The sequence below is a fragment of the Streptomyces sp. NPDC127108 genome (assembly GCF_042677545.1).
Taxonomy (GTDB): domain Bacteria; phylum Actinomycetota; class Actinomycetes; order Streptomycetales; family Streptomycetaceae; genus Streptomyces.
The window spans coordinates 31,954-46,740 of the sequence record NZ_JBHXTE010000052.1 but is presented as its reverse complement, the minus strand read 5'-3'; the positions used below and the strand labels follow the sequence as shown (position 1 = coordinate 46,740).

Annotated in this window: 9 protein-coding genes; 2 read left to right on the top strand and 7 right to left on the bottom strand. The window is 71.0% G+C overall.

The window, feature by feature from the left end; all coding sequences use genetic code 11:
* Positions 1-80: 80 nt before the first annotated feature.
* Complete coding sequence (gene adhE, locus ACFVHO_RS33885) at positions 81-2,822, bottom strand: bifunctional acetaldehyde-CoA/alcohol dehydrogenase (RefSeq protein WP_385723262.1); 2,742 nt, start codon at positions 2,820-2,822, stop codon at positions 81-83.
* Positions 2,823-3,145: 323 nt separating this feature from the next.
* Here adhE and ACFVHO_RS33880 point away from each other — a divergent pair, with 323 nt between their 5' ends.
* Entirely contained in the window at positions 3,146-3,607 is a 462-nt protein-coding gene (locus ACFVHO_RS33880; RefSeq protein WP_385723259.1) for an SSI family serine proteinase inhibitor, read from the top strand.
* 30 nt (positions 3,608-3,637) lie between these two features.
* Here ACFVHO_RS33880 and ACFVHO_RS33875 read toward each other — a convergent pair whose 3' ends face one another.
* The gene (locus ACFVHO_RS33875; protein ID WP_385723257.1) at positions 3,638-4,675 is read right to left on the bottom strand and encodes a hypothetical protein; all 1,038 of its coding nucleotides are present in this window, start codon (positions 4,673-4,675) and stop codon (positions 3,638-3,640) included.
* A gap of 158 nt (positions 4,676-4,833) precedes the next feature.
* Here ACFVHO_RS33875 and ACFVHO_RS33870 point away from each other — a divergent pair, with 158 nt between their 5' ends.
* Positions 4,834-7,653 carry a M4 family metallopeptidase gene (locus ACFVHO_RS33870; RefSeq protein ID WP_385723255.1) on the top strand — a complete coding sequence of 940 codons (2,820 nt, stop codon included), beginning with the start codon at positions 4,834-4,836 and terminating at the stop codon, positions 7,651-7,653.
* 118 nt (positions 7,654-7,771) lie between these two features.
* Here the strand turns inward: ACFVHO_RS33870 and ACFVHO_RS33865 are convergent, their stop codons facing one another.
* The 5 genes from ACFVHO_RS33865 to ACFVHO_RS33845 form a co-directional block, all read right to left on the bottom strand.
* Positions 7,772-9,469, bottom strand: coding sequence for a dipeptide ABC transporter ATP-binding protein (locus ACFVHO_RS33865; protein WP_385723252.1), 1,698 nt, complete (start codon positions 9,467-9,469; stop codon positions 7,772-7,774).
* Entirely contained in the window at positions 9,466-10,458 is a 993-nt protein-coding gene (locus ACFVHO_RS33860) for an ABC transporter permease (RefSeq protein ID WP_385723249.1), read from the bottom strand. Before ACFVHO_RS33860 ends, ACFVHO_RS33865 begins: the two co-directional genes overlap by 4 nt.
* 3 nt (positions 10,459-10,461) lie before the next feature.
* Positions 10,462-12,237 carry an ABC transporter substrate-binding protein gene (locus ACFVHO_RS33855; RefSeq protein ID WP_385723246.1) on the bottom strand — a complete coding sequence of 592 codons (1,776 nt, stop codon included), beginning with the start codon at positions 12,235-12,237 and terminating at the stop codon, positions 10,462-10,464.
* 60 nt (positions 12,238-12,297) lie between these two features.
* On the bottom strand, positions 12,298-13,254 hold the full coding sequence (locus tag ACFVHO_RS33850; RefSeq protein ID WP_385723243.1) for an ABC transporter permease: 957 nt from the start codon (positions 13,252-13,254) through the stop codon (positions 12,298-12,300).
* Between the two features lie 420 nt (positions 13,255-13,674).
* Positions 13,675-14,760, bottom strand: a complete 1,086-nt coding sequence (locus ACFVHO_RS33845) for a S1 family peptidase (protein ID WP_385723240.1) — start codon at positions 14,758-14,760, stop codon at positions 13,675-13,677.
* Between the last annotated feature and the right edge of the window lie 27 nt (positions 14,761-14,787).

Genomic DNA, 14,787 nt, shown 5'->3' with positions numbered 1-14,787 from the left:
AGGCGCGGGGGAACCGAGCCCCGTAAGGGGCGCGGGGAACTGCGCGCTCAACCCCCACCACCCGCAGGGGACAACGAACCTCAGGCAGCAGCCCCCACCCCGTAATACGCCGACCGCATCAACCGCTCAAGCTCGGAGAGCATCGGCATCCGCGGATTGGCGGGCGCACACTGATCCGCGTACGCGTTCATCGCCTGCTGCGGCAGCGCCTCGATGAAGGCGGCCTCGTCGACCCCCGCCTCCTGGAAGGAGGCAGGGATCCCGCACCGCGCCCGCAGGTCCTCCACGGCCCGGGCGTAGGACTCCACGCCCTCCTCCGGGGTGGCCGCCGCCAGGCCCAGCGTCCGGGCGATCTCCTGGAACCGCTCCGGCGCCCGGTACACCTCGGCCTTGGGCCAGGGCGTGGCCTTCCCGGACACGGTGCCGTTGTGCCGGACGACATGCGGCAGCAACACCGCGTTGGTGCGGCCGTGCGGGATGTGGAAGGTGTTGCCGAGGGTGTGCGCCATGGCGTGCACGAGGCCGAGGAAGGCGTTGGCGAAGGCCATGCCCGCGACGGTCGAGGCGTTGTGCATCTTCTCGCGGGCCTCGGGGTCCTCCGCCCCGTTCACCACGCACCGCTCCAGGTTCTCGAAGATCAGCTTGATGGCCTGGAGGCAGAGCCCGTCGGTGTAGTCGTTGGCGTACACGGAGACGTACGCCTCGGTGGCGTGGGTCAGGGCGTCGAAGCCGGAGTCGGCGGTGACGTCCGGGGGCAGCCGCAGCGGCAGGACCGGGTCGACGATGGCGACGCTCGGGGTGAGGGCGTAGTCGGCGAGCGGGTACTTCTGCGCGGCCTCGGGGTCGGAGATGACGGCGAAGGGGGTGACTTCCGAGCCCGTGCCCGAGGTCGTCGGGATGGCGATCATGCGCGCCTTCTCCCCCAGGCCGGGGAACCGGAAGGCCCGCTTCCTGATGTCGAAGAACTTCTCCTTGGTGTCGGCGAACTCGACCTCGGGGTGCTCGTACATCAGCCACATGACCTTGGCCGCGTCCATCGGTGAGCCACCGCCGAGGCCGATGATCGTGTCCGGCCGGAAGTCCCGCATCCGGGCGGCGCCCGCACGCACGGTGGCGAGTTCCGGGTTGGGCTCGACGTCGTCGATGACCTGCACGGTGACCGGCTCCGCGCGGGCGGCCAGGATGTCGGTGACCTTCCGTACGAAGCCGAGGTCGGACATCGTCCGGTCGGTCACGACGCAGACGCGCTCGATGCCGTCCATCTCGCCCAGGTGACGCAGCGAGTCGCGCTCGAAGTAGATCTTCGGCGGGACCTTGAACCACTGCATGTTGTTGTTGCGCCGTCCGATCCGCTTGATGTTGACGAGGTTGACCGCCGAGACGTTGTTCGACACCGAGTTGTGCCCGTACGAACCGCAGCCGAGGGTGAGCGAGGGCAGGAAGGCGTTGTAGACGTCGCCGATGCCGCCGAAGGTCGAGGGCGCGTTGACGATGACGCGGACCGCCTTGACGCGCCTGCCGAACTCCTCCGCGAGCGCCTCGTCCTCGGTGTGGATCGCGGCGCTGTGCCCGAGGCCGTGGAACTCGACCATCCGCGCGGCGAGTTCGAGCCCCTGCTCGGTCGAGTCCGCCTTCAGCGCGGCGAGCACGGGCGAGAGCTTCTCGCGGGTCAGCGGCTCGCCCTCGCCGACCTCCGCGCACTCGGCGAGCAGGATCTGGGTGTTCTCCGGCACCTCGAACCCGGCCTGTCCGGCGATCCACCGCGCGGACCTGCCGACGACGTCCGCGTTCAGCCTCGCGCCCGCGCAGTTCGCGGCGAACGCCGTGGTGCCGAAGACGAACTCCTCCAGCTTGGTCTTCTCGGCCGCCGACACGACGTACGCGCCGAGCCGCTGGAATTCGGCGATGCCCTCGTCGTACACCTCCCGGTCGAGCACGACCGCCTGCTCGGAGGCGCAGATCATGCCGTTGTCGAAGGCCTTGGAGAGCACCACGTCGTGCACGGCGCGCTTCAGCCTGGCGCTGCGGGCGATGTACGCGGGCACGTTGCCCGCGCCGACGCCGAGCGCGGGCTTGCCGCAGGAGTAGGCGGCGCGAACCATCGCGTTGCCGCCGGTGGCGAGGATGGTGGAGACACCCTCGTGGCGCATGAGGAAGCCGGTGGCCGCGAGCGACGGCTCCTCGATCCACTGCACGCAGTCCGCGGGCGCCCCGGCCGCGACCGCCGCGTCCCGCACGACGCGGGCCGCCTCGGCGGAGCACTTCTGGGCGCTCGGGTGGAAGGCGAAGACGATCGGGTTGCGGGTCTTCAGGGCGATGAGGGCCTTGAAGACGGTGGTGGAGGTGGGGTTGGTGACCGGGGTCAGCGCGCAGACGACGCCGACCGGTTCGGCGATCTCGGTGATGCCGTTCAGCTCGTCGCGGGAGATGACGCCCGCGGTCCTCAGCCCGCGCATCGAGTTCACGACGTGCTCGCACGCGAAGAGGTTCTTGACGGCCTTGTCCTCGAAGAGGCCGCGCCCGGTCTCCTCGACCGCCTGCCGGGCCAGTTCCCCGTGCGCGTTCAGCGCCGCGAGGGAGGCCTTCGTGACGATGTGGTCGACCTGTTCCTGGTCGTAGGAATCGAAGCGGGCGAGCGCGGCCCGGGCCCGCCGGACCAGACCGTCCACCAGCTCCTCCGCCCGCGCGTCACGCGTCTCCTGCGCCTCGCCCTTATCCGAGAGGGAGAAAGTCCTTCCGACAGCGCGAAATGCGGCAGAAAACGATCTCTCACCTGCGTGAACGCCGAGGGACCAAAGACCCTTGCGAGCTTGTGAACACATTCACAAAATCCTCCAAGCACCCTTGATCCGGCCATTCCCGCCGCACCGAAAAGACCCGACCGGGGTGACGCACTCCACTTCCGCGCCCCGCGACCGCACATTCCGGCTATCGGGGAAACTTCCCCCGATTCCCCCTTCCCCGCCGGTCACGTGTGGTGCACCACACCTCAACCGACCGTGAGGGATCATCGCTTCACGCCACTACACACAGTTTTCAACCAACGACTGAAAGTCAGCGCCCGATGTGCTTTCGCTGTCGCCTTCGGCAAGACTCCGGTCCGTTCCGTTCGTTATTCGCAACAACAAGCAAGGGAGTGTTCGAAATGCGGTACATCTCTGGGGGGATCGCGCTGGGCGCCGCTCTCGCGCTCGGCGGTCTGGCCACCGCGGCAACAGCCGCTCCGGCCACCGCCACTCCGGCGCCCGCGGCCACCGCCGCGCCCGCCGCCGCGAGTGGCTTCGCGCCCTCCGAGCTGGTCCTCACCTTCGGCTACGGCACCAAGGCCGCCGACGCCTCGATCCAGCGGGCCGTGACCCTCGGCTGTTCCTCCACCGGCGTCGGCAGCCACCCCGACGCGCCCGGCGCCTGCGACCAACTGCGCGCGGTCGGCGGCAAGTTCGACAAGGTCACCAAGGCGCCGACGACCATCGCCTGCACCAAGGAGTGGAACCCGATCGTGGTGACGGCACAGGGCGTCTGGGAGGGCCGCCGGGTCTCCTACGAGCACACCTTCGCCAACCCCTGCGCGATGACGGCGGGCCAGGGCAAGGTCTTCAACTTCTGAGACCGCACGGGCCCCTGGGACCGCTCGGGCTCAGGGGCCCGTGAGCCAGCCCCGCGACGCGGCCTGGGCGCCGGCCTGGAAACGGGTGTCGGCGCCCAGTTCGTCGAGCAGCCGGCTGATGCGGCGGCGCGCGGTGTGCACGTGGACGCCGAGACGGCGCGCGATCGCCTCGTCCTTGAAGCCGCCCGCCAGCAGGCCGAGCAGATCACGGTGCTCGTCGGAGAGGCGCGGCCCGGCGCCACCGAGCGGTAACGCCCGCTCCCACAGGGCCTCGAAGAGCGGCCGGAAGACGTGCTGGAGCAGCGTGTCGCGGACGACGACGGCCGTGCGGGTCGGGTCGGCACCGGCCGCGGGCGGCAACAGCGCGTCCCTGCCGTCCACCGCGATCAGCTTGGTCGGCACATCGGCCGCGACCCGCACCCCGAGCCCCCGGTCGACCAGCGGCCCCAGCAGCCGGGTCCGGCCCGGGAGCGCGAGCCCCTCGCGGGCCAGCACCACCCGCACGCTGACCCCGCGTTCGAGCAGGGCCGCGATGCCGGTGCCCGGGTCCGCGCCCGCGACCGCCCACGGGTTGAGGTAGGGCGGCCGGTCGAGGATGAGCACCTCCTTCTCGGCGCGGGCCAGCAGGTGGTCCACGTGCCGCACGATGGCGCCGGGACCGCTCACCGCCTCGACGGCCGCGACCGCGCCGGGCGCGAGGGCCGGAGCGGGTTCGAGGCGCTCGGCGATCTCGTCGGCCTGACGCCGCAGCCGCTCCAACTCCGCCGCCTGGGCGTGAAGTTCCGCCTGTCTTCGGTGGATCAGGGCCCGTACGGCGGGTGCGGGCGGCACCGGGCGCGGCAGCACGGCCGCCTCCGTGTCCGCGTACGGGACGGTGAACCCGTGTTCCCGCAGCCGCGCCAGGGACCGCTCCAACTGCCCCCGCGTGAGCCCCAGTTCCCGCCGCAGCCGCTCGGCGTCACGGGCCGCCGGAGCCCGCTGCCGCAGCAGCGCCCCGTACACCCGCTCGTCCGCCTCCCCCAGGCCCAGGTCGCGCAGCGCGCTCCCCTTGCCGCTCCCCATGGTCATGTCGGGCAGTCTCACCCCGCCCCACGACGCACACAAGTGTGCGGCCCCACTTGTGACCAGTCGTTATTCCTTGATCAACATACGGGCAACGACTTGCATGAGCACGGCACGTACACGACACGTCCATGGTGCGCTCACTTCTGCGCGTGGAGGGGAACTTGAGAAGCTCACGCAGACGGACACGAATAACGGGGGGCGCGGCGCTGCTCGGCGCCGCGGCGCTGCTCGCCGCCGGGGTCCCGGCGGCACAGGCCGCTCCGGCGGCTCCCGAAGGCCCGGCCACCGAGGTCGTCCCCGGCAAGGGCACGGCCACCCCGGCTCTGGTCGACGGGATCGCGGAGGCCGCCAAGGACTCGGGCAGCCCGGCCGACGCGGCCCGCGGCCACCTCGCGGCCAAGAAGGGCCGCTACGGGATACCCGACCCGCGGCGGGACCTGAGCACCGATCAGACGCTGCGGCACGGCGACGGCGAGACCGTGCGCTTCCAGCAGAAGCACCGGGGCGTGCCGGTCCTCGGCGGCCAGTACCTGGTGCGGATGGAGAAGAAGGACAGCGAGCGGGTCGTCACCGGCACCTCCGGCAAGTACTTCACGGGCCTCGCGGTCGGCACGAAGGCCGAGGTCGCGGAGCGGACGGCCGTCGAGCGCGCCGTGGCGGCGACCGCCGCCGGGGACGGCCGCACGGGCAGCCTGGCCAAGCTGGCCCCCAAGTCCCGCACCGAAGAGGGCGGAAGCAAGGCGAAGGCCAAGGCCGGGAACGGATCCCAGAGCCGCCGCCACGACCTCTCCGGCGCCTCCCACGGCCTGGTCGTCCTGCCCCAGGGCGAGGGCCTCCTGACGTACCACGTCACCGTCACCGGCAGCGATCCGGCGACCGGCGCCCCGGTGAAGCAGGAGGTGTACGTCGACGCGGCGTCCGGGTTCCCGGTGCTCCAGTACTCGGCGATCCAGACCATCGACGGCCCCGGTGACGGCTTCCCCGGCGCCAAGGGCAGCGGCGTCAAGCTCGACGGCAAGAAGGTCGGCCTCGACGTCACGCACGACGCCGCATCGGGCACGTACAAGCTGCGCGACCTCCGCCACCAGTGGGACGGCAGCAAGAACCCGCTGGCCACGTGGGACGCGCGGGGTGTCGACGCCAACGACGCGTCGGGGAAGTGGCCGCGGGGAATCACCGAGTTCGGCTCCAAGACAAAGGAGTTCGGCAAGGAGGCGACCGACTCGGGCGCGGTCGACGCGCACTGGGCGGCCGGGCAGGTCCACGAGTACTACAAGAAGAAGCACGGCCGTGACAGCCTCGACGGCAAGGGCATGACCATCAACTCCCTGGTGGGCGTGACCGACGGCGGGTTCCCGTTCGTCAACGCCTACTGGGACGGCCAGAAGATGGTCTACGGCGGCGGCGACGAGGAGTTCAAGCCGCTCTCCGCCGACCTGGACGTGGTCGGGCACGAGATGACGCACGGCGTCGTCGAGCACACCGCGGGCCTGGTCTACGTCGGCCAGTCCGGCGCCCTGAACGAGGCCATCGCCGACTACTTCGGCAACGCCATCGACGTGAACGCCTCGAAGACGCCGATGGACGACCCGAAGGCCGGGCTCATCGGTGAGGACCTGTGCCGCACCCAGTCGCCCGCGGACTGCGCCCTGCGCGACCTCAACGACGGCCGCACCACCGCGAAGGACTTCCTCGGCGTCACCATCGGCACCGACAGCGGCGGCGTGCACCTGAACTCGACGATCGTCTCCGGCGCGCTGTGGGACATCCGTGAGGACCTGGGCGCCACGCTCGCCGACAGGATCGTCTACAAGGCGCTCGCGGAGTACCTGACGCCGCTCGACGGCTACACGGACGCCCGCAACGCGGTGGTCGCCGCGGCCAAGGACCTCGGTGTGAAGGGCGCGAAGCTGCGCACCGTGCGGCGCTCGTTCGACGCGCACGGCATCACCAAGGGCTGGGAGAAGGCCATCGGCGCCGACTCCGAGAAGCTCCTCGGCGACCTCAACGCGACCCGGGTCGGCGGCAGGCTGCCGAACACCGGCGCGGGCGCGGGCGGCGGCTGGTGGGCCGCGTCCAAGTCCGACGACGAGGGCCAGGAGGCCTTCTCCGTGTACGCGGGCCGCACCGACGGCAGCGGCACACCGAAGCTGCTCAGCCCCAACGACGGGCGCTACCACGTCTACCCGGACACCGACGGCAAGCGCGCGGTGTGGGTGGCGTACGGTCCGACCAGTGTGGAGATCCTGTCCCGGCCGCTGACCGGCGGCCCGGTGAAGAAGCTGTGGTCGGCGGGCACCACCGTCGCCAACGTGCGGATCTCGAACGGCAACGTCACCTGGCAGGAGTCCAGCCCGCACGGCCAGCAGCGGGTGGCGTACCTGCGCCCCGGTGACCGGGAGCCGGTGTTCGTCGACGGCGGCCGCTACGACGTGGTGACCGCGCTGCCCACGATCCACGGCGACAAGCTCGGCTACGCCAAGGTGTACACCGACAAGGACGGCGTGCAGCAGGTCTCCACGGAGATCACGGACGTGCGCACCGGCAAGCAGACGCTGGTCCCGGCCAAGGGCGGATACCTCGGCATCGCCACCCCGGCGATCAACGGCAAGTACTTGTACTGGCTGGTCGACGACATCGCCGACGACAACCGCATGGGCCTGCGGCGCGCGAAGCTCGACGGCACCGGCCTGACCGACATCGTCCCCGAGGACTCCAAGGACTCCTACTTCTGGAACGTGGACGCCTCCGAGTCGGCGCTCACGCTCACCCAGTGGCAGCCTCAGCGGGGCTGGAGCAACGGCAACCTCACCAAGCTGGTGCAGACCGACCTGGACGGCAAGGGCCTGGGGCGGGTCTCCTGCAACCGGGGCGAGCAGACCGGCCACGCGGCCGACACCGGCAGGCGCGTGGTGTGGATCGACGGCACCACCGGCCACACGGACCTGGTGACCCGTGCCCGCCCGGCGGGCACCTGCTGATCCGGGAGGTACGAAACGGCGGTGCCCCGTCCACCTGACACCAGGTGGGCGGGGCACCGCTCTTGGGGAGCCCGGGCCGCCGCCCCGCCCCCTCCCTGGGGCGGTGGACCGGGGTGGCTCAGACCATCGCGGCGAGCAGGTCGCGCGTGTACGCGGCGCCCGGCCGCTCGAAGACCTCGTCGCGGGTCCCGGTCTCGACGATCTCGCCGCGGTGCAGCACGGCGACGCGGTCGCAGAAGTGCCGTACGACGGCCAGGTCGTGGGAGACGAAGAGCAGCGAGAGGCCGAGTTCGTCCCGCAGGTCCATCAGCAGGTTCAGGACCTGGGCCTGTACGGACACGTCGAGGGCGGACACCGGTTCGTCGGCGATGATCAGCTGGGGCCGCAGGGCGAGCGCGCGGGCGATGCCGACGCGCTGACGCTGGCCGCCGGAGAACTCGTGCGGATAGCGGCCCAGGTCGTCGGCGGACAGGCCGACCTGCTCCAGGAGTTCGACCGCCCGCTCCCGGCGCTCGGCCGCGCCGGCCCGGGTGTGCACCCGCAGCGGCGTGGTGACGATCTGCTCGACGGTACGACGCGGATTCAGCGAGGCGTACGGGTCCTGGAAGACCAGTTGCACCTCACGGCTCAGCTCCCGGCGCAGCGCGGTGTCCCCGGCGGCGCCGGAGATGTCCCGGCCGTCGAAGCGGACCTCGCCCGCCGTGGGCCGCTGGAGCCCGGCGAGCACCCGGGCGGTGGTGGACTTCCCCGACCCGGACTCGCCGACGAGGCCGAGGGTCTCGCCCTCGCGCACGTGCAGGCTGACGCCGCGCACGGCCCGGGCGGGCTCGCGGCGGCGGCCGAGCAGGGTCCGGCCGCCGCCGAACTCCACGTGCAGGCCGGTGACCTCGGCGAGGGGGCGCCCCTCGGCGGCGACCGGGGCGCGGGCCGCGGTGCGCGGCTTCGGCTCGGGTTCGTCGACCGTCGGCAGGCGGGTGCCCGGCTCGCTGGTCAGGGCGGGGGCGGCGCCGATCAGGGCGCGGGTGTAGGGGTGTTCGGGCGTGGTGAGGACCCGCCGGGTCGGTCCTTCCTCCAGGAGGTGGCCGCCGCGCATCACGAGCATGCGGTCGGTGGCGTGCGCGACGACGCCCACGTCATGGGTGACCAGGACGACGGCGGTGCCGTGCTCGTGCCGCAACTCGTCTAGCAGGTCGAGCACCTGGCGCTGGACGCGGGCGTCGAGCGCGGTGGTGGGCTCGTCCGCGACGAGCACGTCCGGGCTGTTGATCAGCGCCATGGCGATCATCACGCGCTGCCGCATGCCGCCGGAGAACTGGTGCGGGTAGTCCCGGGCGCGAGCGGCGGGGATGCCGACCCGCTCCAGCATGTCGGCGGCGCGGTCGCGGGCCTCGGCGCGAGAGGCGGCCCGGTGGTGGATCCGGTAGGCCTCGGCGAGCTGCGCGCCCACCCCGTGGAAGGGGGAGAGCGCGGCGAGGGCGTCCTGGAAGACCATCGCGACCCGGTTGCCGCGCAGCGGCCGCAGCACGCCCTCGTCCGCCCCGACGACCTCGGTGCCGCCGACCTCGACACTGCCGGCGATCCGCGTCCGGGCCGGGTCGTGCAGCCCGAGCGCGGCGAGCCCGACGGTGGACTTGCCGGAGCCCGACTCCCCCACCAGGCCGATGACCTCGCCCCGCGCCAGGTCGAAGGAGACGCCCTCGACGGCCATGACGGTGCCGCGCGTCCCCGTGAAGGTGACGCTCAGGTCCCGTACGCGCAGGACGGGCCATTCGTCCCGTGCACGCAGGGCGGGCCGTTCCTTGTCGGTGCCGTTCACGCGAGCCTCACTCTCGGATCGAGCCAGGCCACCACGAGGTCGGCCAGGGCGACGAACACCACCACGAAGAACGCGGCGAGCAGCACGGTGCCGACGACGGTGGGCAGGTCGTTCTGCACCACCGCGTCCACCGCGAGCTTGCCGACGCCGCTGAGCCCGAACACGGTCTCGGTGATGAACGCCCCGCCGAGCAGCGCCCCCACCTCCAGGCCGAGGAGCTGCACCAGCGGCGCGGCGGCCCCGCGCGAGGTGTACTTCAGGTGGGCGCGCAGCGGGCTGAGCCCCTTGCCGCGCGCCGTGCGCACGTACCCCTCGTGCATGACCTCCAGCATCTGGGCGCGGGAGAGCCGGGCGAACACGGCGGCGTTGACGAAGCCGAGGACCAGGCAGGGCAGGAGCAGTCCCGCCGCCCAGGCGCCGATGTCGTCGCCGGGCGAGGTGTAGCCGGGCAGCGCGAACCAGCCCGTCCGGTAGACGAGGAGGTACTGCAGGGCGTAGCCGAGGAAGTAGATCTGCACGCTGGCGCCGACCAGCGTGAAGCCGGACAGGAGCCGGTCGGTGAGCCGGCCGCGGCGCAGTGCGGACAGGAAGCCCGCGCCGATCCCGAAGACGGCGATCACCGCGAGCGCGCCGCCCGCGAGCGAGAGGGTGACGGGGAAGCGGCTGGTGATGGCGGCGCGCACGGGTTCGTGCAGCGCGTAGGAGTAGCCGAGGCAGGGCGCGTCGCAGGCGATCGGGGTGCCGTCGACGTCGTTGATGGTGCGGCCCGCGAACAGGCCGCGTACGTAGTCGGCGTACTGACCGAGGATCGGCTGGTCCAGGCCCATGGAGTCGCGGACCGCGGCGATCTGGGTGGCGTCGCACTTGGGTCCGCAGGCGATGACGGCCGGGTCGGAGGGTGCGGCGTAGAAGAGCGCGAAGGCGGTCGCGGAGATCGCGAGGAGCACCACGACCGCCTGCAGCGCCCGTCGGGTGAGGTATCCGAGCATGGGTCAGGACTTCTTCAGGTACAGCCAGGCCGGGCTGATGGTGCCGTAGATGGGGTGGATGAAGGCGCCGCCGACGTCGGCGCCGCGCACCTGCTGGACGCGCTGGTGCAGGAACGGCACCAGCGGCACGTCCTTCATGATCTTGTCCTGCTCCAGGGCGATGAGCGCCTTGGCCTTCTTGGTGGCGTCACCGACCCGGGCGATGCGGTCGAGTTCCTTGTCGACGGCCGGGTTCCGGTAGCGCGGGTCGTTGTCGAGGGTGTCGCGGCGGCTGTCGAAGCGGTACGGGACGCCGGTGGCCGGGGTCGGCCAGTCCACGGACGAGGTGGACATCCACAGGTCGTACTTCGGGTCGGTGCCGCGCAGGACCTCGTTGGTGTAGGCGGGCAGCGGCATCGGCTTGGTGACGAGTTCGATGCCGGCCTTGGCGAAGGCGTCCACCAGGACCTGGGCCAGGCGGTCGTTGACGGCGTTGGACTCGTAGGCGTAGCTGAGCCGCTTCACCGGCTTCGCGGCCTTGGCCAGGTGCTCCTTGGCCTTCTTGATGTCGCCGGTGGGCGCCACCGGGTGGGTGTCGTACGGGTGCCAGCCGACGATGGCGGGCGAGGAGTAGGTGGTGGCGATGTCGCCGACGCGCGGGCCGCCGAGTGCCTGGCGGGCCTGCTGGCGCGGGAAGAGGTAGTGGATGGCCTTGCGGACCTCCGCGTCGGCGACGCGGTCGTTGCGGATCACCAGGTGCGAACTGAACGCGCCGCGGCGGCCGTCGACGACGAGGTCCTTCTTCTTCGGGTCGCGGTTCGCCTCGCCGATCAGCTCGGGCGGGAACTCGTTCTTGGTGGTGACGGTGGCCGCGCCGTCGCCGCGCCCGTTGAGGATCTCCTGGGCGGTGTTCAGTTCCTTCTTCTCGAAGGTGAACTCGAACTTGTCGGCGTACTGGTGGCGGATCGGGTCGGTGTCCGCCTTCCAGTGCGGGTTCTTGGCCAGGGTCAGGGACTGGTTCTGGCGGTGCGAGACGATCTTGTACGGGCCGCTGGCGAACGGCTTGAGGTCGTAGGCGGCGCCGGTGTCCTTGTCGGGGCGCACCGGCGACGAGGAGGACTGCGCGGCCATGAACGGCACGTCGGACTGCGTCTTGTGGAAGCGGAAGACGATGGTCTTCTCGTCCGGTGTCTCGATGCGGTCGAAGTCGCCGTCCTTCTTGGGTCCGCCGTAGACCTTGCGGGCCTGCGCGAGGTCGGACTTGCCGGTCAGCCACTGCGGCCAGTACGACGGGCCGACCTCGAAGCCGGGCGCGAAGGTGCGCTGGATGCCGTACTTGACGTGCTCGGAGGTGATCGGCTTGCCGTCCTGCCAGGCGATGCCGTCCTTGAGCTTGTACGTCCAGGTGCGGCCGCCGTCGGAGGGCTTGCCGGTGTCGGTGGCGAGGTCGCCGACGAGCTTCGGCTTGCCGTCGACGATCTGGTACTGGGTGAGCTGGCGGCCCCACAGGAGCGAGGTGTTGTAGGCCTCGCCCGCGTAGATCTTCTGCGGGTCGAGGTGGGCGTAGTCGCGCAGGTTGGCGACGCGGATGGTGCCGCCCTTCCGGGCGCCCGCGACGGCCGGGGCGGGGCCCGCGCTGTCCTTCGCGCTGCCGACCCCGGCGATCAGGTCGGCCTCCTGGCGCGGGGACGCCTTGTCACTCGTGGAGCCCGCCCCGGACGAGCAGGAGCACAGCACGAGCATGGCGGAAGCGGCGGCGGCGACGGGCACGGCCACGCTGCGTGAGGTGATCCTGGGCATGGCGGAACTCCCTTGCGGGTGGGGCGGGTTGGAGGTGACGCGGGAAGAGGGCGTCGGGGGTCAGCGGCGGGTACGGGGGTCGAGCGCGTCCCGTACGGAGTCGCCGAGCAGGTTGAAGGCGAGGACGAAGAGCAGGATCGTCACGCCGGGGAAGACCATGTAGGTCGGGTCGTCGTAGAAGACCTCGGAGCCGCGGGCGATCATGCGGCCCCAGTCGGGGATCGGCTCGCTGATGCCGACGCCGAGGAAGGAGAGGGCGGCCTCGGCGGTGACGATGCCGGGCAGGGCGATGGTGATGTGCACGAGCACGGGCGCCCACACGTTGGGCAGCAGTTCCCGCAGCACGATGTGGCGGCGGGACGCGCCCATGGCCCGGGCGGCCTCCACGAACTCCCGTGTCCGCAGGGACCGGACGGTGGTGCGGAGCATCATCGCCAGCGGCACCCAGCCGAACGCCGCGAAGATCACCACGAGCACGGTGAACTGCATCCAGGCGGGTTCGTTCTCGCCCGGGTCCACGAAGCGGGTCTGCACGATCGGGCTGAGCGCGAGGAAGAGCAGCAGCGTGGGGAAGGCGAGGAGCACGTCGCAGACGAAGGTGAAGACGCGGTCGGCGAGCCCGCTCAGATAGCCGACGGTCACACCGAGCACGACGCCGAGGACCGCGATCACGAGGACGGCGGCGCCCGCCACCAGGAGGGAGGTGCGGATGCCGTACAGGAGCTGGGTGAACACGTCCCGGCCGAGGCCCGGTTCGAGGCCGAACCAGAAGTCGCCGGACATGCCGCCGTTGGGCAGCACCGGCAGGCCCTCCGGGCTGAGCAGTCCGGGTTCGTTCTGGCCGTAGTGCTCGGTGGGGTTCTTGCCGTACGCGGCGGCGACGAGCGGCGCGGCGAGGGCGAGCAGCGTGAACAGGGCCACCACACACAGCGCCGCGAGGCCGAGCCGGTCCCGGCGGAAGGCGCCGACGGCCGCGGCGAGCGGGCCGCGGGGTCCTGGGTGTGGCGCTTCGGCCATGCTGCCCAACTCCTGATGACGTGCGGACGCGGAGGTTTCCCGCGTCGGGGTGCGCATCATTAGAGCCAGCGAAGCGGAGCCTTTGCAAATCCCTCACGGAAAGCATTTCGGGAATGCTGCGAAGATTTACAGCTGCGCAACATTACGGGCCACCATAAGTGGGTGAACCGGGACATCTCGCCGCTTTGAGATCTGCGCCACAGGATCCCACCACGGAAGGCTGAACCGCATCTCAACCTTGCTTCAGAAGGTCATTTAGGCGAACAGCCTGCGCATCATGGGAAAATCTACGCGCGTCACCCCTTGGGAATTCAGGGATCCCGAATTCTTCAACCTGCCTTCTTAATTATCCTGGAGAATGCCAGCGGGCCCCGGAAACCAAAAGGTTTCCGGGGCCCGCAGCCGTACTCGAACCAGACGTCAGCCGATTTCCGCCCCGAAGGCCTCGAGGGCCTCGGGCACCGGCTGGAAGAACGTCTCGCCGCCGGAGGAGCAGTCACCGCTGCCGCCGGACGTCAGGCCGAGCGCCGTGTCGCCCGCGAACAGCGCGCCGCCGCTGTCGCCGGGCTCCGCGCACACGTCGGTCTGGATGAGGCCGTTCACGATGTCGCCGTTGCCGTAGTTCACGGTGGCGTCCAGGCCCGTGACCTTGCCGTCGTGCAGCTGCGTGGTGGAGCCGCTGCGCTGCACCTCCTGGCCGACGGTCGCGTCCCCGGCCTTGGTGATCTTCTGCGTGCTGCCGTTGTAGAGGTTCACCTCGCTCGGGTGCGCGGTGTCGCCGGAGTACTTGACGATGCCGTAGTCGTTGTCGGGGAAGCTGGAGCCGGCGTTCTCACCGATCGCCGGGCCGCCCTGCTTCTCGGACCAGCTGGTGACGGCCTCCGTGCAGTGCCCCGCCGTCAGGAAGTGCGGGGCACCGTCCTTGACCACGTTGAAGCCGAGCGAGCAGCGGCTGCTGCCGCCGAAGATGGCGTCGCCACCGGCGATGAAGGGCTTGAACTCTCCCTTGGAGTGCTTCAGTTCGGCCTTCTCGCCGAGGCCCTCGACGACCGACGTGAGCTTCTTCAGGTCGGCGCCCTTGACCGTGCGGTCAACGGTGACGACGACCTTGTTGGTGGCCGGGTCGGTGGCCCACGAGCTGCCGGGCACCGAGGCCTTGTCGGTGAGCGTGGTGCGGGCGCCCTTGAGCTCGGCGAGGGAGTTCTCGACCAGTCTGGCCTTGGCGCCCGCGGACTCGACGGCGTCCTTGGCGTCGTCGTCGAGGACGTTCACGACGAGGTTCTTGGCCTGCGCGTCGTAGTACGTCCCGGCCGCGTCGGCGCCCAGCTCCTGGTCGAGCGAGGAGGCGAGCTTTCCGGCCTTCGCGATGGAGAGCGTGTCCGGCTTGGGGGTGGGGGTGTCCTCACTCGCGTTCGCAGTCTGGAAGGTGACGGCCGCGCCGATCAGAGCGACGACACCCGCGCCTGCCATGGCTGCACGGCGCTTGGGTATGCGGCGATGCTTCAACTCGCGTCCTCCTGTGGGGGGTCGGTC

Excerpts from the sequence above, each read along its gene's own strand:
- adhE (WP_385723262.1), bottom strand. The coding sequence starts at position 2,822 with ATGTGTTCACAAGCTCGCAAGGGTCTTTGGTCCCTCGGCGTTCACGCA.
- ACFVHO_RS33880 (WP_385723259.1), top strand. The coding sequence starts at position 3,146 with ATGCGGTACATCTCTGGGGGGATCGCGCTGGGCGCCGCTCTCGCGCTC.
- ACFVHO_RS33875 (WP_385723257.1), bottom strand. The coding sequence starts at position 4,675 with ATGACCATGGGGAGCGGCAAGGGGAGCGCGCTGCGCGACCTGGGCCTG.
- ACFVHO_RS33860 (WP_385723249.1), bottom strand. The coding sequence starts at position 10,458 with ATGCTCGGATACCTCACCCGACGGGCGCTGCAGGCGGTCGTGGTGCTC.
- ACFVHO_RS33855 (WP_385723246.1), bottom strand. The coding sequence starts at position 12,237 with ATGCCCAGGATCACCTCACGCAGCGTGGCCGTGCCCGTCGCCGCCGCC.
- ACFVHO_RS33850 (WP_385723243.1), bottom strand. The coding sequence starts at position 13,254 with ATGGCCGAAGCGCCACACCCAGGACCCCGCGGCCCGCTCGCCGCGGCC.